Raw genomic sequence first — 18,035 nt, forward strand, 5'->3', positions numbered from 1 at the left:
GGCCCAATGATTACTGGGTATTGGCCCCGAACTTTTCCCCGCAGACTTTGGCTGCTTCGCTCATAATCGCCTGGTCTTCCTGCGAGAGCAAAAGGATCTGCGCGGCGATATTACGCTGGCCCTGCTCGGATAGGCCACGGCTGAGCCCTTCATCGACCGTGCACTCCACCAGCCTGGGGAGCAGCGCCTTTTGAGCTTCCGGGATATCCTGGGTGTTCTTGAGCAGCTCGGAAGTAGCGGCAAGCATACCGGCGCTCACCTCATCGCGGGTAGGGGCCGGGCCGTCCGTTGCAATAGCTGCCGGGCCCTTATCGGTGATCGGCGCGGAAGGCTGAGCGGGGCTCGCATCCGCTGCCGAGGGAGCCGCCGGCGCCGAAGCGGCAGCCGACGATTCCGGAGCCGGGGAAGCCGATTCCGACTTATCGCTATTACCCGAGCAGGCAGCCAGGCCCACCGCGAGACATGCCACAGCTGCTGCACCTAAAAGTTTACGCATCTTCACTCATTTCCATGCGGAATAAAACAAGTAGATACTATCAGCTACGCGGCTTTCGCCCGCGGGGCGCCCGCGTGAAATCCACCGCCTTGCGCCGCTTCGCGGGTGCTTGAATGAAGATGCGTAACGATGCGAAGTATTACCCCTGGGGCTGGCCGACGAGCTTCGTGGCGCAGTTCTCCGTTACCTTTTGGAGGATATCGTTGTCTTCTTTAGAGACTTCATCGAATTTCTTTACGTCACCGTTGGCAATAATCTTGAGGCCTTCTACGGAGACACCTTGTTCGATAGCACCATCGGCCATACACTCAACGAATCCGGTAACAATGGATTCGTGAAGTCCGGCTGGGAGCTTGTTACCCGCCTCCTCAATAGCGGAATTGAATCCCTTGTTAAGTCCGGCCACAACCTCATCACGCGAGGGTGCGGCATCCTTTCCGGAACCGTTCGAGCAGGCCGTCAGAGTGAATGCGGTGCAGATAGCTGCAAGACCGGCAACAAATTTACGCATGGAATTCTCCTCGGAAGCGTGGCGATGGATGAAAGATTATCCACCCACGCCCACCCTACCGGGAGATGGTTACCAGCGCGTGAACACCGGGAAGCGCAAACTATGAACGCCGCCACCCGCGCCCACCGCGGCGCTCCCCGCGGTCATGCCGATCATGGCGCCGATCCGAGCGCCGCTCAGAACGGTAATCCGAACCATAATCACCCTCATCGCCACGGTTGAAAGAACCGCGGCCACGCCCGCGCCGGTCTCCGCGTGCGCCCCGATCCGAACGCCCCGCGCGGTCCGAACGGCTGTGGCCGCCGCGGCGCGCAGCGGGAGCGCCACTGTCTTCAGAAATCCGCAGGGCACGCCCGGAAACCTGGGCCTCGGAAATACGCCGGCGGGCTTCCGGAGAAAGCGGCACCCCAATTTCCACCAGGGAGAAGGTGGGGTAAATATCGATATGACCCAGGTCCGAGCCGCGCAGCCCGCCTTCGTGGGTGAGCGCGCCAACAATCGCGCCCGGCCGTACCCGGTCCTTGTGCCCCACTTCGATGCGGTAACGCTTCCCGCCCTTGAATTCGCGGGCCTCGCGGCGCTTCTTCTTGAAGGAATCGCGGCTGTCCTCCCCGGTGAAGCTTTCCTCTTCATCCGCGGAAGGCCCGGGATCGCGCACGCCCAAGGCCAGCAGCGCCACGATAATATCCTCGAGGCTCATCGGTGCGGGAGTTTCGGTCGCAGCCTCGTTTTCTGCACTGGTTTCCGTCTCGACATCGGTATTGTTTCCGGTACCGGTTTCGTTCTCGCTGCCTTCTACAGTATCGGTAACGACGGCGCCTTCCGAGTCAGCCGGAACTGAGCTTGCTGCCTCTCCAACGCTCTCGTCAAGCGGGAGGGGAGCGGTGGAGTCTGCGGCGTCGTCGTTCTTATCTTGCTGCGCCTCCTGCTGGGCGGCCAAGAATTGCTCGAGGACCTCGCGGTAGACCCCGAGGCGCCCGGCGTCGAAACGGGTGCGGGCCTGCTCCATGAGTTTGGCGGCGCGCAGCTTCGAGACTTCGGCCGGGGTGGGAAGATCGATTTCTTCCATCTTCGATTTGGTGGTTTTCGCGATGCGGCGCAGGCGCGGCAGTTCCTTCGGTGTCACGAAGGTGAGCGAGCGGCCCTCGCGCCCGGCGCGGCCGGTGCGGCCGATGCGGTGCACGTAAGTATCGGCTTCGCGCGGCACATCAAAATTGACGACCAGCCCAATGCGTTCCACGTCCAGGCCGCGCGCGGCCACGTCGGTGGCAATCAGAACATCCAGGGTGCCGTCGCGCAGGCGCGAGACCAGGCGTTCGCGATCCTTTTGGGCGACGTCGCCCGAAAGCGCCGCGGTGGCCACCCCGCGGGTACCCAGCTCAATCGCCAAGTCCTCCGCGGTGGCGCGAGTGCGCACGAATACAAGGGCGGCGTCGGCCTCAGAAACCGCGAGGACCCGGGCGAGGGCACCCACCTTGCGGCGGGCAGGAACCACCGCGAATTCCTGGGTGATATTCGCAACCGTGGAGGCCGGCGGGGTGACGGTAATCTCCTCCGGATCGTTCAGGTGAGAATCGGCCACGCGGCGAATCGCCGGGGGCATGGTGGCGGAGAAAAGTGCCGATACGCGCTCGGCGGGCAGATCGGAGGCGATCTTTTCCACATCCTCCGCGAAGCCCATGCGCAGCATTTCATCCGCTTCGTCCAAAACGAAATAAGAAACGTGGTCGAGCACGAGCGCACCGCGATCAATAAGATCCATAATGCGGCCGGGCGTGCCCACCACCACATGCACACCGTTTTCGAGGGCGCGCAGCTGCGGGGGATAGGGCGAACCGCCGTACACGGCCAGCACTTTGGTATCCGTGCCGCGCGCAAAAGATTCAATGGCGTCCGCGCCCTGGAGCGCGAGTTCGCGGGTGGGTGCGAGCACCAGAGCTTGAACGACGGCGCTGCTAGTATCCACCTGTTCCAGAAGCGGCAAACCGAAAGCGGCAGTTTTCCCCGTTCCTGTTTGGGCGACGCCGATAACATCCCGCCCGCTGAGCAGCAGCGGAATGGCCTGCTCCTGGATCGGGGAGGGGTGTTCAAAACCGAGAGCATGAATAGCGGTGAGCGTTTCCTCGGAAAGACCGAGGTCAGCGAAAGTCGCCGGGGTGGCGGTGGAGGAAGAATCAGACGGCGTATTTTCGCCGAGATGTTCAGACATGAATTCCTAACATAGGCACAGGGGGCGCAAACGCGCCGCTACTAGTTTACTCCGGGGTGCAAGCCCAGCGCTGGATATATGCGGTGAGCTTGCCCTCTGTTCGGTAGGGCAAAGGGGTAGTTCGCTGCTGCCGGGGGGCTAGTGAGCACCCGGGCCGGCGCTGGAATCTTCGCTGAGCATATCCGAGCCGCTCAGCTTTTCTCCGCCCGGACCCACGCCGCTCAGGCGCTGCGATTCGGCAAGATTTTCCGCGGCCTCGCTGCCCGCCGGTGGCACAATGCGGCTGGCCACCACCGCGCCGGCAATGGTCAGCGCAATGGACACCGCGATGCCGGCCATCAGCGCAATATCCTGCGGCGGGGTGAGCACCGAATAAATAATCCCAATAATTGCGGCTACCAGCGAAGTCCCCATGGAATCGGCCACCTGGAGCGCGGAAGAAGTGCGGCCCTGGCCCTCTTGGGAGGTGCAGGCGAGCGCATGCACGCTCAGTGCCGGGAACGCGAAGCCGCATCCAATACCCGCGATAGCCCACCCGATAATAACGAGGCTTCCGGGCAGAGCATGATGCGAGCCAGCCAGCACCAGGGCAAGGCCGATAGCATCACCAATCGAGCCCCATAGCGGCAGGCGCAGGCGCAGCGCGGCATTGGTGATCCGCCCGGAGAAATACGATCCCACCGCCCAGGTAATCGAACCGACCGACAAAATAAGACCGGCTTCCACCGGGCTCCACCCGTGCACATCCTGGAGCAGGAGCGGCAAAAACATCTCAATTGCGGTGAAGGTACCGAGGAGAACGCGGGTGGCAATAGTTGCGGGCAGCCCGCGTACCCCGCGGAAAGTCCCGCGCGGGAAAAGCGGGCGGGCGCAGAAAAGCAAAGCGAATCCGCACACGCCGATAATGGCGAAGGTGTGCGCACTATGCTCCGTTGCCCCGCTCATAATTTGCAGGCAGGCCACTAAGGCACCGGTGCCGAAGGCCGGAATGACCATGGTGCGAATATTCATCGGCTTCTTGACCCGATCAATATCTGGGATTTTATTCATCCCAATAAAGAAGAAGGGCCCGATGAGCAGGATGGTGGCCGGCACAAAACCGAAAATCCACCGCCAGGACATCGCCTCAACAATAATTCCGGCGAGCAGCGGGCCGAAAAGCGAGGGGAGGACCCAGGCCGCGGCGAACGCGGTAAAGAATCCGGGGCGACGACGCGGCTGCACGCTATTGCCCACGATGGTGTAGAAGGGCACGATAATGAGGCCCCCGCCCAGGCCTTGGATAGCGCGGCCGGCCACGAAAATTTCCATGCTGGGGGAGACGGTACAGATCGTGAGTCCCACGGTGAGAAGCACAACGCCGGTGTACAGGCAGGAATGCGGGCCTTTGGAATCGGACCATTCCCCGGCGAGCGCCGTCGTCATTAACTGGGCTGCAAGTACCACGCCGAGCGCGAGGGCGTAAAGGTTCTGGCCGTCAAAAGCGCGCGCCACGGTAGGCATGGCCGTGGTGACCGCCATGCTCTCAAAAGCAACGAGCGAAATAAAGCCAACGGAAAAAATACGGAAAAGGCGTTCGCGCTCCGGAGATAGATACCTGCTCATTAGATCCATTAGACCAGCGAAAGGGGGCAGAAAGGAAGAGGCGGAGCACGGTAAATGCGGTGGTGTGTGCCACCGTGGGGCGGCGTGATGCGGCGGCGGAGCGCAACGGGATGTGTTCGGCGAGCAGCCGGAGCGTAACTTTTGCCCGGAGCGTGCCGCGGGTTCTACCATGGAGCCGGTGCTTGCTCGTCTCGCAAGCACCTTAGGACGGCCCGTCTAGCCGTTTCCCACGATAAGAAAGAGTGACAAAAGCGTGTTACGTACTCGTTATGCCGGCTCGCTGCGAGCAAGTGATATTGACAGCGAAGTGACGCTGACCGGGTGGGTGGATCGCCGCCGTGACCACGGGGGTATCGCCTTCATTGATCTGCGCGATGCCTCGGGTATCGCCCAGGTGACCGTCCGTGAAGAAATTGCGCACGAGTTGCGTAACGAATTCTGCATTAAGGTGACCGGGGTCGTGCGCGAACGCCCGGAAGGCAATGCGAATGCCGCCCTGGCCACCGGGGAGATCGAGGTGGAGGCCACGGACGTTGAGGTCCTCAGCTCCGCCGAAGCCCTGCCTTTCCAGGTCTCCGATCACGCCGAAGGGGCCGGCAAGGTCTCCGAAGATATTCGTCTCAAGTACCGCTACCTGGATTTGCGCCGCTCTTATGAGCAGAAGGCGCTGCGGTTGCGCGCCAAGGTGAATCAGGCGGCCCGCCGGGTACTGGACGGCCATGATTTCGTGGAGATCGAAACCCCGACCCTCACCCGCTCCACCCCGGAAGGCGCCCGCGATTTTATTGTGCCAGCGCGCCTCAACCCGGGAACCTGGTACGCCCTGCCGCAGTCCCCGCAGCTCTTTAAGCAGCTGCTCATGGTGGGCGGGATGGAACGCTACTACCAGATCGCCCGCTGCTACCGCGATGAGGATTTCCGCGCGGATCGCCAGCCGGAGTTCACCCAGCTGGACGTGGAGATGAGCTTCGTTGACCAAGATGACGTTATTGCGGTGGCCGAAGAAGTGCTGCGCGAGATCTGGAAGCTCATCGGCTATGACCTGGCCACCCCGATTCCGCGGATGACCTTCAAGGACGCCATGGAAAAGTACGGTTCGGATAAACCGGACCTGCGCTTCGGGCTGGAACTCATCGACCTGACCGAATACTTTAAGGACACCACCTTCCGGGTCTTCCAGAACCCCTATGTTGGTGCGGTGGTCATGCCCGGCGGGGCTTCCCAGCCGCGGCGCACTTTCGATAAGTGGCAGGAATGGGCGAAGGCGCGCGGTGCACACGGCCTAGCCTACGTCACCATCGCGGAGGATGGCACCCTGGGTGGCCCGGTGGCCAAGAATATTACCGATGCGGAACGCGCTGGCCTGGCCGAAGCCACCGGCGCCAAGCCCGGGGATTGCATTTTCTTCGCCGCGGGTGAGCCGACCTTCTCCCGCGAACTGCTGGGTGCGGCCCGTTTGGAAATTGGCCAGCGGGTGGGCCTCATTGATGAGGATGCCTGGGCTTTTGTGTGGGTGGTGGATGCCCCCATGTTCAAGCCGGCTTCCCAGGCCGCCGCGGAAGGCGATGTGGCCCTCGGTTCACGCTGGACCGCCGTCCATCACGCTTTCACCGCTCCCAAGCCCGAGCACCTCGATACTTTCGATACCGATCCGGCCGGCGCGCTGACGAATGCTTATGACATCGTCTGCAATGGTAACGAGATTGGTGGCGGTTCCATCCGTATCCACCGCCGCGATATCCAGGAGCGCGTCTTCAAGGTCATGGGTATCGATAAGGAAGCCGCCGAGGAGAAATTCGGTTTCCTCCTCGAAGCTTTCAAATTCGGTGCGCCCCCGCACGGCGGGATCGCTTTCGGCTGGGATCGCATTGTGTCCCTGCTGGTCAAGGCGCCGTCGATTCGCGACGTTATCGCTTTCCCGAAGATCGGCAACGGCTGGGATCCCCTCACCGATGCCCCCGCGGAAATTACCGCGCAGCAGCGTAAGGAAGCCGGTGTGGATGCCACCCCGAAGGCTCGCTCCGGCGCGGTAGATGCCGCAACCGGGGCGCCCCTCGCGGAGGAAGCACCGGCGGCCGGTGAGAATGCCGGAGCAGCTGCTGGAAAGTAGCGGCCCGGTTGCCGGGAAGTAGCGGCCAAGTTGCGGGAAAGTAGCGGCTCAGCTGCCGCGTAGCCGGCAGCCGCGAAAAAGCTAGCGGTGTAGAAGGAAGACGCCGAGCGTACTCAGATGCGCTCGGCGTCTTTCACACCCGCGAGCAAGCGCGGATCAAGCGCGGCGGCCGGCCCGGTAAGCACCGATAGCTGCCCATTGGGTTCGAGGATGACAGCTGCGACGTCGTCCACACACGCAACGCCGCGCAAACGCACGGCCATCATGATTTCTTCCGTGGTGGTCGAGTGCCGCCGCGCCGCGGGCGTGAGTTCCCCGCGCGCCCAAATAACGACGGGCCGCGCGTGCACCCAGGCCTCCCCGCGGTGGGAGAGCGCGATAAAGCGCAGCAGCGCTTGCATAAAAAAGAGGGTGAGAAGGGCGACGACGCCGCCGGCCAGGGTGGGAGTATGCCCGAGGGTGACGCGCCCCGCGATCGCTCCAATAACGACGACGGCCGCCATATCCGAGGTGGAGAGTCGGCTCACCACGTTTTGCCCCAGGGCCCGCAGAATCACCACGAGGAAAAGGTAGATGAGGCAAGTGGCCACCGCGATGGCGCCCGCTTGCAACCAGGTGATACCTAGGAGTTCGGGTAGTTTCAGGTGATCGATCTCAGACATGCCTCCATTATGGCGCGGCGTGCCGGCCGCGTGGCGCCGGTGCGGCGGTGCTCGCGTTTGCGGCGGCATCGGTGGTACTGGCGCTTCCCGACGTAGCACCCGCGGGGAGCGCTACCGGCGCACTGCCCTTGGCGGTTGCCGGTTCGTGGTGTTCGAGGGTGCGGTGCCCGCCTTCGGATACCCCGAAACGCTGGTAGATGCGCGAAAGCCAGCGCGGCGCCCACCAATTCCACTTGCCCAGCACCGTCATGGTGGCCGGAACCAGGAGGATACGGCTGAGGCTGGTATCCGCAATGACGGTGATGGCCAGCAGCACACCCACTTCCTTAATCGCCAGCATCTGCCCGAAGCAGAAGCCCACGAAAACCGCCACGATAATCGCGGCCGCGGAAGTAATAATCCGCCCGGAACGCTGCAAGCCCAGGGACACCGCCCGGTCGTTCGATTCCCCGGCATCCCAATATTCCTTCATACGGGCCACCAGGAATACTTCGTAATCCATGGAAAGCCCGAAACCGAAGGCCAGGCCGCAGGCCACCACCACCGCGGTAAGTCCGTTAGTTTCCGGCAAGCCCAGCAGGCCGTTATCGAAGAGGAAAGCGGTGAGCCCGAGGGAGGCCACCAGGGAGAGGGAATTAATAATGATGGCCTTGAGGGGGATCAGCACCGAGCCGGTCATGAGGAAGAGCAAGATGAGGACCGCGAGTAGCACCACCGCGAAAGCGATGGGTGCACCCTCGCGCAGTACCTGATTGAAATCAATCTGGATGGCCGCGCTTCCTCCCACCAGAATCTCCGTATTCGCGGCGCTGTCCGCGTGGGCGCGAATATCGCGAACGGTATTAGTGGCCTGGGCGGAGGTGGGATCCCCACCGCTGACAAATACCCCGAGGTTATGCCAGCCGTTATCCATCTTCGTGGATTCCCCGACCTTGGATACCGCCGGCAGCCCGGCGATCCACTCCGATTGCTCGCGCAGGGCAGCGGCGTCGCCCTTCACCAGGACGGTAATGGCCGGCTGGCTCAAATCTGGGTAATCGCGTTTGAGAATCTCCTGGGTGGTGCCCGGGGACGAGCTCACCGGAATATATTCGCTGGTATCCGTGCGTAAAGTGGTGTCCTTAATGGGAATAATCATGACCACGAGGATGGCCGTTACCACAGTCATAATCACCCACGGGCGGCGCTGCACCCAGCCGGCAATCCGCGAGAACACCCCGTGATCGGTATGGGTATCACCCACCGCGCGCATGAGGTGCCCCAACCCGGGAATCTTCGCGAGCACGGAAGGCTGGGCCAGCCGCGGCCCGGCAATGCGCAACAGGGCGGGCACCAAACTCACCGCGGAAATAACCGCGAGCAGCACGACGACGAAACCACCCATGGCAATCACCCGAATAATGCGGGAATTGAAGGCCAGCAGCCCGGCAATGGCAAAAGCGATGGTGACGGCGGAGAAGATCACGGTGCGCCCGGCGGTGCGGACAGTGGTGGCCAGCGCGCCTTCCATAATGACGGCCAGGTCTTTCTTCTCCGGGTGCACGCCCGGCCCGTAGCGTTTCTCAATACCGCGGGTGATTTCTTCCCGGTAGCGGGAAACCACCAGCAGCCCGTAATCGATGGACAGCGCCAAGCCGATAATGGAGACCACGTTGAGCACGAAGGAATCCACATCCGCCACGAAGGTGAGGAGCCAAATACCGCCCAGGGTAATAATGATGGCCACAATAGCCCCGGCCAGCGGCATGAGGGCGGTAAGAACCCCGCCGAAGACCAGCACCATGAGGATGAGGGCCACGGGCAGGCCAATGGCTTCCCCGCGCACCAGATCGTGGCGAGCCACATCGTTAATAGCGGTCATCGCGGCATTCGCGGAGGTGGCATCCACCTGGACAGAGTGAGCGGCCGCGAAAGAATCAAGCGCTTCCTGGACTTCGGCCTCGGTGGCTTCGCCTTTCGCATCCGAGGTGAAAGTGATGACAAGGGCGAAGCCGCTCGCGGCGCGCAAACCGGCCGTTTCCTCGCTCGCCTGGGTGCGGGCTTGCGCGATGCCTTCGTCACGCGCGGAGGCGATGACTTCTTCCTCGCTGGGTTGTCCCGCCTGGGCCGCGGCCGCCGCGGCGCTCACCTCTTGGGTGGCGCGGGCCTGGGCAGCTTCGCGCGGCATGCCGGCGCGCATGAGCTGCGCGGTAGCCGCCTCAATCTGGGCGGCGAGTTGCTGCTGGGCCGCGGCGGCGGCTTTCTGGTACTCTGCGCGCGCCTTTTCCTCCGCTTGGGCGGCGCCTTCCGCTTCGGCTTCCCGCACGAGGGAGGGCGAGCTCACCGCGCTGGCAACGCCCTGGATTTTCGCGATCTTCTCACTGAGATCAGCAATATCAGCGGTGAGTTCCTGCGGGTTCGCGGCGCCGTGGATCACGGCCACCATGCGGTAATCACCCTGGGAATCGGTGAGTTCCAGGACACGGGCGGATTCCGTTCCGGTGGTGAGGCCCTGGGTGGAGGACATGCGGGAGAACAGACCTCCCTGGCCGAAACCTGACAGTGCGGCGATACCGGCAACAACGGCGCACAATATCCAGGTGATGATGACTCTCCACGGGTGGCGAATAGAGGCACGCGCTAACAACTCTGTCATGCCTCTATTATCGCTCATTTTCCCGAAAAATAGCGGTTTTTAAGCCATCTTTGAACGCTTGACCTGGAGCTTTCGCGCATGCTGCCCGTACCCGGTGCTCGTACCCGGTGCGCGGCCCGCGCGTGCGCCTAAGCGCCGAGCTCGTAGACTGGGAGGGTGGATCTCTTCGAAAGTAGCCAAGTTGATGCCCGCGGGGTGCCTGATTCCGATACCGGCCCGCTGGCGGTGCGGATGCGCCCGCGCACGGCCACCGAGGTGGTAGGTCAGGATGAGGTGCTCGCCCGCGGTGCGCCCTTGCGCCGCCTCATTGACGCGGAGGCCGGGTCTGCGCCGTCGTCAGTATTTTTGTGGGGACCGCCCGGGGTGGGGAAAACTACTCTCGCGTACCTCATCGCTAGGTCCGGGCAGCGCGATTTTATTGAGCTCTCCGCGGTGAGCGCCGGGGTGAAAGACGTGCGGGCCGCGGTGGAGAGCGCCCGGCGCAAACTGGTGAGCAGCGGCACCGAAACCGTGCTCTTTATTGACGAAGTGCACCGGTTCTCGAAAACGCAGCAGGACGCGCTGCTACCGGCCGTGGAAAACGGGTGGGTGATCCTGGTGGCCGCGACCACCGAAAATCCGGCCTTTTCCGTGGTGCCGCCGCTACTCTCACGCTCGCTTCTCGTTACGCTACGCGGTTTGAACGACGACGATATCCGCGCCATCATCAATCGAGCCCTCACCAGTGAGCGCGGGCTGGGCGGGGCATATACCCTGGACGAGGATGCGGAATTTAACCTGGTGCGCCTGGCCGGGGCGGACGGGCGGCGCAGCCTGACCCTCCTGGAAGCCGCGGTGGACGGGGCGCGCGCCCGCGGGGAACACCGGGTGAGCGTGGAAGATGTGGCGCGGGCCGCCGATGGTGCCACCGTGCGCTACGACCGCGATGGTGATGAGCACTACCAGGTGATTTCCGCTTTTATCAAGTCGATCCGCGGCTCGGATGTGGATGCGGCCATGCATTATTTGGCGCGCATGCTAGAGGCGGGGGAGGACCCGCGGTTCATCGCGCGCCGCCTCATGATTTCCGCGGCTGAAGATGTGGGGATGGCTGATCCTTCCGCGCTGCAAACCGCCACCGCGGCGGCTCAGGCCGTGGCGCTGGTGGGGATGCCCGAAGCGCGAATTATCCTGGCGGAAGCCGTGGTGCACCTGGCCACCGCCCCGAAATCCAACCGGGCCTACCGCGCGATTAATGCCGCGATTGCCGATGTGCGGGCCGGGAAAAGCTCCCCGGTGCCCCTGGCGCTGCGCAATGCTTCCTTCAAGGGTGCTGCCGAACGCGGCTACGGGGAGGGCTACCGCTACGCCCATGATTACGAGGAAGGTATCGCCCCCATGCAATTTATGCCGGAGGGCCTGGAGGGCACCCGGTATTACGAACCCACCACCCGCGGCTACGAGGCGAATATCACCCCGCGCCTGGCCCGTAACCGCGAGGTGCTGGGCCGGGAGAACTGATACACTAGTTCGGTTGCTTTGCGAGAAGTAACACCTGGGGTCTTAGCCGATTGTGTTGGCCCCGAACCGGCGCCACTCGGCGCTGGAACGTACATCTACAGGAGATAATTCATGGCAGGAAATCGTTCTCGTAAGGCCGTGCGTCAGTCGCGCGCCCTGGGCATCGCCCTCACCCCGAAGGCCGAGCGCTATATGCAGCGCCGCCCCTACCGTCCCGGTGAGCACGGCCGCGGCCGCACCAAGGATTCCGACTACTCGGTCCGCCTCAAGGAAAAGCAGCGCCTGCGCGCCCAGTACGGCATCCGCGAAGCGCAGATGCGGCGCGTGTGGGAAGAAGCGCGCCGCCAGGATGGTCTGGCCGGTGAAAACCTCGTGGAGCTGCTGGAAATGCGCCTGGATGCCCTGGTGCTGCGCGCCGGCTTCGCGCGTACCATCGCCCAGGCTCGCCAGGTTGTGGGTCACTCCCACGTGATGGTGGACGGCAAGATCGTCAACCTCCCCTCCTACCGCGTGACCCCGGGCCAGGTTGTGCAGGTCAAGCCGAAGTCGCAGGCCTCCCCGCAGTTCCTCGTGGCCGCGCAGGGCGCGCACCGCGATGTGCTCCCCGCGGTTCCCGAATATCTTGATGTTGACCTGGAGAAGCTGAAGTTCACCCTGGTGCGCCGCCCGCGCCGCGTGGAAGTTCCGGTCCAGGCTGATGTCCAGATGATCGTTGAATACTACTCCCGCTAAATCGGTGGGACGTGAGGAAGGGTGCACCCGCAAAGGTGTGCCCTTTCTTTATTTCATAGCTTGGTAGCTATGTGACAGCGATGCCCGCCGCTGCTTCTAGCGCCCACGCAGGTAGCCGCGGCGTCGTCGTAAAAAATATGCCACTCCCGCCCGCGCCTCGAAAATAGCGGCTGGGAGAGCCTGTACCATAGGTGCGTGGCCGGCTCGGCCACATAAGTCATAAGGAGACAAATACGTATGCGCACCGCTGAGATTCGCCGGCGCTGGCTGGATTACTTCGCGAAGCACGACCATCATATTGAGCCGTCCGTGCCCCTCGTGTCGCCCGATCCGTCCATTTTGTTCACGATTGCCGGCATGGTTCCCTTCATTCCTTATATCGTGGGAACCCAGCGAGCTCCGTGGCCGAGGGTAGCCTCGGTGCAGAAGTGCATTCGTACGAATGATATCGATAACGTGGGCAAAACCACGCGGCACGGTACTTTCTTCCAAATGTGCGGCAATTTCTCCTTCGGGGACTACTTCAAGGAAGGCGCTATTGATCTGGCCTTCGGGCTGCTGTGCGCGCCGCTGGACGAAGGCGGCTACGGCCTGGAAATCGAGCGGATGTGGGTGACCATCTGGGAAGAAGATGAGGTCTCGTTCAATAAGCTCGTTGAGGTGGGCGTGAACCCGGCCCATATCGTCAAACTGACCCGGGAAGAGATTTTCTGGTCCACGGGCCAGCCCGGACCGGCCGGCCCCTGCGCGGAGATTCATTACGACCGCGGCCCCGAATACGGCCCGGATGCCGTGGGCGGAACCGTGGACCCGGGCGGGGATCGCTACCTGGAAGTGTGGAACCTCGTTTTCGACCAGTACCGGCGCGGGGAAGGCTCGGGTAGTGACTACCCGCTGCTCGGGGAGCTGGACCAAACCGCTATCGATACCGGCGCGGGCCTGGAACGTATCGCCTTCCTGCTCCAGGGTAAAAATAATATGTACGAAACCGATGAGGTCTGGCCGGTTATTGCCCGCACCCAGGAACTCACCGGGCGTACCTACGGCGCAAACGAAGAAGACGACGTCCGCATGCGCGTGATCGCCGATCACGTACGTTCGGCCATGATGCTTATTAACGACGGCGTGCGCCCGGGCAATGACGGACGCGGCTACGTGCTGCGCCGGCTCATGCGGCGGGCCATCCGCTCGGTGCGCCTGCTCGGGGTGGATGCCGCGGTCCTCGGGGATCTGGTGGAAACCTCGAAGAACGCCATGAAGGAGTCCTACCCCGATCTGGAGGAAAACTTCGGGCAGATTCACCAGGTGGCGGTGGAAGAAGAAGCCGCCTTCCGGCGCACCCTGGCTACCGGCGAACAGATTTTCGCGGCGGCCGTGGATAGCGCAAAGAGCGCGCCGCATACCGGCAAGGTGATTATTCCCGGCTCGGCGGCCTTCACTCTTCATGATACCTACGGTTTCCCCATTGACCTCACCTTGGAAATGGCGGCCGAAAAGGGTGTGGACGTGGACGAAAAGGGCTTCCGGGCCCTTATGACCGAGCAGCGCGAACGCGCGCGGGCCGATGCCCAGGCGAAGAAAACCGGGCACGTGGATGCCCACGTGTACCATGAGATTCTCGATGCGCAGGGCGGGCCCACCTCCTTCCTCGGCTACTTCGAGAAAGCCGCGGAAGCGCGCGTGGTGGCCATCCTCGAAAATGGGGTGCCGGTGCCGGCGGTGAGCGCGCCCTCCGATGCCGATGTTATTTTGGACAAGACCCCCTTCTACGCCGAAATGGGCGGGCAGCTGGCCGATCACGGCACCATTAGCGTGGCCGGGGGCGGGATGTTCGACGTCGTTGACGTGCAGGCGCCCGTCAAGGGACTGCATGTGCACCGCGGCTCGCTGACCGAAGGGACCATCGCGGTGGGCGATATTGTGCACGCACAAATCGATACCCTGCGCCGCCACCGGATCGCCCAGGCACATACCGCAACTCATATGATCCACAAGGTGCTCCACGAATTTATCGGGGAGCAGGCCACCCAGGCCGGTTCCGAGGATGCTCCCTCGCGGCTCCGTTTCGACTTCCGGCACGGTTCGCAAATCCCGGTGGACGTGATGACGCAGATCGAAGCGCGCGCCAATGAGCGCCTCCAGGACAACCTGGAAGTCACGTGGGCCGAATACCCGATTGAAGAAGCCAAGAAACTCGGGGCGCAAATGCTCTTCGGGGAGAAATACGGCGATATTGTGCGGGTGGTCTCCATTGACGATGCCTGGTCGCGGGAATTCTGCGCCGGCACCCACGTGGCGAATACCGGCGAAATCGGGATGATTACCGTGCTGGGTGAATCCTCCATCGGTTCCGGGGTGCGCCGTATTGACGCGCTGGTGGGTGAAAGCGCCTACGCGCAGGGGGCGCGCGAACGCGCCCTGGTTTCCCAGCTCACCGCGATGATGGGGGTGCGCCCGGAGGAACTTCCCGAGCGTATCGACACCATGCTCGGCAAGCTCAAGGCGGCCGAAAAGCAAATCGCGGCGCTGCGCCAGAAGGATATTGTGGGGCAGGTAGACACGGTTATTTCCCAGGGCGTGCACCTGGGCAATCGCACCCTCTACCGCGCTCACCTGGGCGTGGTGGAAAGCGCGGATGACCTGCGGGTGCTCGCCACGGAGGTGCGCGGGCGGCTGGCGCCTTCCGATGATTTCATTGTGATTATCACCGGGATTAGCAATGAGCGGCCCCTCATCGTGGTGGCGGCGTCCGAAGCGGCGCGCAGTGCCGGGATGAAGGCCGGGGCGCTGGTCTCGCGCGCGGCGAAGATCCTGGGCGGGGGCGGCGGCGGTAAGCCGGACCTCGCGCAGGGCGGCGGCTCGGATGTGACGAAGCTGGATGAAGCCCTCGCGGTTCTGGAAGCGGAGCTGCGCGGCTAATGCGGCGAGGCGTACGGATCGGAGTGGATGTAGGGCGGGCACGCACGGGCGTGGCCAGTTGCGATAGCGACGGTATCCTCGCCACTCCGATCGCCACGCTCCCGGCGAACGGCACGGACGTGAGTGAAGTTGCTCGCGAGGTGCGCGAGCGCGGCGCCATTGAGGTGATCGTGGGCTTGCCGCGCAATATGGACGGGAGCGAAGGGGCCTCCGCGCGGTATTCGCGCAGGTGGGCGCGGCGTTTAGCCCGGCGTATCGCCCCGGTGCCGGTGCGGTTATTCGATGAGCGCCTCTCCACCGTAGCCGCCCACGCCCAATTGCATGAGGCGGGGCGCAGCTCGCGGCGCCACCGCGCCGTTGTTGACCAGGTTGCCGCGACCGTTATTCTTAATAATGCGTTGGAAGCAGAGCGGCTCACCGGCGCACCTGCCGGCGAACTCGTGGCGGAGATAACCGAAGCGCAAAGCGAAGCGAAAGGCGATAATGAGTGACGTTTTTGACCGCTTGAGTGCGGACGACGCCGATACCCCGCGCCGTCGCCAATCGGGTGCGCGGGGGAGGTCTCACGGGGCTGGCTCGCAGCGGGGCGGCGAGTTGCGCGGCGCGGCATCGCGAGGAAGCGAGTTACGGGGCGGCTCCCAGCGGGGTGCGGCGCGTGGAAGTCATCCGCACGGGCGCGGCGCGCAGGGGCGGGGAAGCTCTGGGCGGGTGCCGGCCGGGCGTAGCTCATCGGGGGGAAATTCAGAAGGCCGCAATGCCGCGGAGGCCCGGCGCCGGGCCGCGGCGCGGCGCAATGAGCGGGCCCGCTTGCGTAGGCGTCGTCGTATCACCACCGGAATTATTACTGTTTTGCTTGTTACCGCGCTCACCGCGGCGGCTGTTATTTTCTTCCCGCGCCTGCTGCACAGCTCGGATACCGTGCGCGATTACAGCGGAGAAGGAACCGGCCAGGTAGTGGTGCGGATTCCGGAAGGGGCCACCGGGCGGCAGATCGCCGCGGTGCTCGCCGAAAAAAATATTGTTGCCACCGAGGGCGCATTTATTGATGTCTTTTCCCGCGACCCGCGCTCCACGGGTATCCAGGCCGGGGCCTATACCCTGCGCGAGCAGATGTCCGCATCGGCCGCGCTGTCCGCGCTGCTGGACCCGGCCAATGCCGCCACAATTAAGGTGACGATTCCCGAAGGCTTCACGAAATGGCAGGTGCGGGACCGGCTCGGTAACCTCATGGATATCGATGTTGGCGTGGTCGAAGACGCGATGAACGACGCCGCAGCTATCGGGCTGCCCGCGGAAGCCGGCGGGAATGTGGAAGGCTGGCTGGCGCCCGCAACCTATGATTTCGATCCGAATACCACGGTGACCGAGGCACTCCAGCAGATGGTGGAGGTCCAGGTGGGGCGCCTGGAAGCCAGCGGTGCGGAGCGGAGCCGGTGGCAGGCGGTACTCACCACGGCGTCCATTGTGGAACGTGAAGGGCATCCGGCTGATTATCCGAAAGTTGCCCGGGTTATTGAGAACCGGCTGGGGGATAACGCCCCGGAGGTCGCTGGGCGGCTCCAGATGGATTCCACTGTGCTCTACGGGGTGGGTAAATCCGGCGGGGTGCCCACCCGGGCCGAATTGGATGCGGATAATCCCTATAACACCTACCGGGTGAAGGGCCTGCCGCCCACCGCTATCGGGGCACCCGGGGTAGAGGCCATTGAAGCGGCCGTCAATCCGGCCGAGGGTAATTGGCTCTACTTCACCACCGTCAATCTGGAAACCGGGGAAACGAAGTTCACGGCCGATTACGAGGAGCAGATGCGTTTCCAGGCCGAATTCCGCGAGTGGTACGCCGCGCACCCGGACGGAGAGAAGAAGGACCACTAGCGCAGCCGCGTATAGGTACGACGGCGCAAGCTGCTTTGGCACGTGCCCATTCGGCGGTGCCGGTACTTATCCCCAGGTTGCCCAAATGGCGATGCTATCCACAGGGCGCAAGCGGGTACTGGCTGAGGCGCTGGGGCATCCGTAACCTGAGCGCATGACCTTCTTTTCCCGCGAGCGCATCCTGCGCGGCGCACTCAGCCCACCGGTAGCGGTCGTGCTCCTACTGGGCCTGAGTCTGTGCTGGGCGGGGCTAGGGTGGTGGCGTACGGTAGGTGCGCTTAGCAGTGGGCGCCCGGTTAGTGCAGCTGGCGCTGCTGGCGCGCTCCTGGTGGCCGGAGCACTTTTAGGCGCCGGTACGCTTGCGCTCCTCTGCGAAGCCATCTGCGGGGCATTCTTGGCGCTTGCCGCGGTAGTGGACGCGCGGGTGCAGCTTCTTCCCGATCCGCTGCTGGCCGCGGCCGGGGGAGCCGCACTCACGGGGATCGCGCTGCGCGGGCAGTGGGAGGATATCGGTATCGGAGCCATGGCCGGCCTGGGAGGCTACGTGGCGCATCGCTTCGCCCAGCTCGGCTGGGGTGATGTCAAAATGCTCATCGTGCTGGGATGGTGGACGGGCCCGCAGCTCGGGCTCGCTCTACTCCTCAGCGTGCTGGGCGCGGGCATTTTCGCCGCGGTGCGGGTGCTGAGCGCCCGGCTCACCCTGGCTGATGCGGTGCCGCTCGGGCCGTGGCTCATGGGCGGTGGCGCCCTCGCCTGGCTGGCCGGGCTAGGATAGGTAGGC

The 18,035-nt window shown here is 63.6% G+C and carries 13 protein-coding genes; 7 read left to right on the forward strand and 6 right to left on the reverse strand.

The window, feature by feature from the left end; translation table 11 throughout:
• Positions 1-10: 10 nt before the first annotated feature.
• The 4 genes from CYJ17_RS06570 to CYJ17_RS06585 all read right to left on the reverse strand — a co-directional run bounded on the left by CYJ17_RS06570 (position 11) and on the right by CYJ17_RS06585 (position 4,821).
• On the reverse strand, positions 11-496 hold the full coding sequence (locus CYJ17_RS06570) for a hypothetical protein (RefSeq protein ID WP_145989730.1): 486 nt from the start codon (positions 494-496) through the stop codon (positions 11-13).
• Positions 497-635: 139 nt separating this feature from the next.
• Positions 636-1,007 carry a hypothetical protein gene (locus CYJ17_RS06575; protein ID WP_101594864.1) on the reverse strand — a complete coding sequence of 124 codons (372 nt, stop codon included), beginning with the start codon at positions 1,005-1,007 and terminating at the stop codon, positions 636-638.
• A gap of 100 nt (positions 1,008-1,107) precedes the next feature.
• Positions 1,108-3,216, reverse strand: coding sequence for a DEAD/DEAH box helicase (locus CYJ17_RS06580; RefSeq protein WP_101594860.1), 2,109 nt, complete (start codon positions 3,214-3,216; stop codon positions 1,108-1,110).
• Between the two features lie 138 nt (positions 3,217-3,354).
• Positions 3,355-4,821 (reverse strand): MFS transporter, encoded by a 1,467-nt coding sequence (locus CYJ17_RS06585; RefSeq protein ID WP_101594856.1) that lies wholly within the window; start codon positions 4,819-4,821, stop codon positions 3,355-3,357.
• 253 nt (positions 4,822-5,074) lie between these two features.
• On the opposite strand from CYJ17_RS06585, the gene aspS reads away from it, so the two are divergent.
• Positions 5,075-6,931 (forward strand): aspartate--tRNA ligase, encoded by a 1,857-nt coding sequence (aspS, locus tag CYJ17_RS06590; protein WP_101594853.1) that lies wholly within the window; start codon positions 5,075-5,077, stop codon positions 6,929-6,931.
• A gap of 113 nt (positions 6,932-7,044) precedes the next feature.
• Here aspS and CYJ17_RS06595 read toward each other — a convergent pair whose 3' ends face one another.
• Complete coding sequence (locus tag CYJ17_RS06595) at positions 7,045-7,593, reverse strand: DUF421 domain-containing protein (RefSeq protein ID WP_180948620.1); 549 nt, start codon at positions 7,591-7,593, stop codon at positions 7,045-7,047.
• A 7-nt stretch (positions 7,594-7,600) separates the two neighbouring features.
• The gene (locus CYJ17_RS06600; protein ID WP_244899275.1) at positions 7,601-10,228 is read right to left on the reverse strand and encodes an MMPL family transporter; all 2,628 of its coding nucleotides are present in this window, start codon (positions 10,226-10,228) and stop codon (positions 7,601-7,603) included.
• Between the two features lie 156 nt (positions 10,229-10,384).
• Here CYJ17_RS06600 and CYJ17_RS06605 point away from each other — a divergent pair, with 156 nt between their 5' ends.
• The 6 genes from CYJ17_RS06605 to CYJ17_RS06630 all read left to right on the forward strand — a co-directional run bounded on the left by CYJ17_RS06605 (position 10,385) and on the right by CYJ17_RS06630 (position 18,029).
• A complete protein-coding gene (locus CYJ17_RS06605; protein ID WP_101594844.1) occupies positions 10,385-11,728 on the forward strand; it encodes a replication-associated recombination protein A in 1,344 nt (447 codons plus the stop codon).
• A 111-nt stretch (positions 11,729-11,839) separates the two neighbouring features.
• Positions 11,840-12,460, forward strand: a complete 621-nt coding sequence (gene rpsD, locus CYJ17_RS06610; protein WP_016442833.1) for a 30S ribosomal protein S4 — start codon at positions 11,840-11,842, stop codon at positions 12,458-12,460.
• A 237-nt stretch (positions 12,461-12,697) separates the two neighbouring features.
• Positions 12,698-15,379, forward strand: a complete 2,682-nt coding sequence (gene alaS, locus CYJ17_RS06615; protein ID WP_101594840.1) for an alanine--tRNA ligase — start codon at positions 12,698-12,700, stop codon at positions 15,377-15,379.
• Entirely contained in the window at positions 15,379-15,870 is a 492-nt protein-coding gene (gene ruvX, locus CYJ17_RS06620; protein WP_101594835.1) for a Holliday junction resolvase RuvX, read from the forward strand. Before alaS ends, ruvX begins: the two co-directional genes overlap by 1 nt.
• A complete protein-coding gene (gene mltG, locus CYJ17_RS06625; RefSeq protein WP_101594831.1) occupies positions 15,863-17,254 on the forward strand; it encodes an endolytic transglycosylase MltG in 1,392 nt (463 codons plus the stop codon). Before ruvX ends, mltG begins: the two co-directional genes overlap by 8 nt.
• 154 nt (positions 17,255-17,408) lie before the next feature.
• Positions 17,409-18,029, forward strand: a complete 621-nt coding sequence (locus CYJ17_RS06630) for a prepilin peptidase (protein WP_101594829.1) — start codon at positions 17,409-17,411, stop codon at positions 18,027-18,029.
• Positions 18,030-18,035: the final 6 nt, after the last annotated feature.

It is taken from the genome of Actinotignum timonense (genome assembly GCF_002860685.3).
Lineage (GTDB): Bacteria > Actinomycetota > Actinomycetes > Actinomycetales > Actinomycetaceae > Actinotignum > Actinotignum timonense.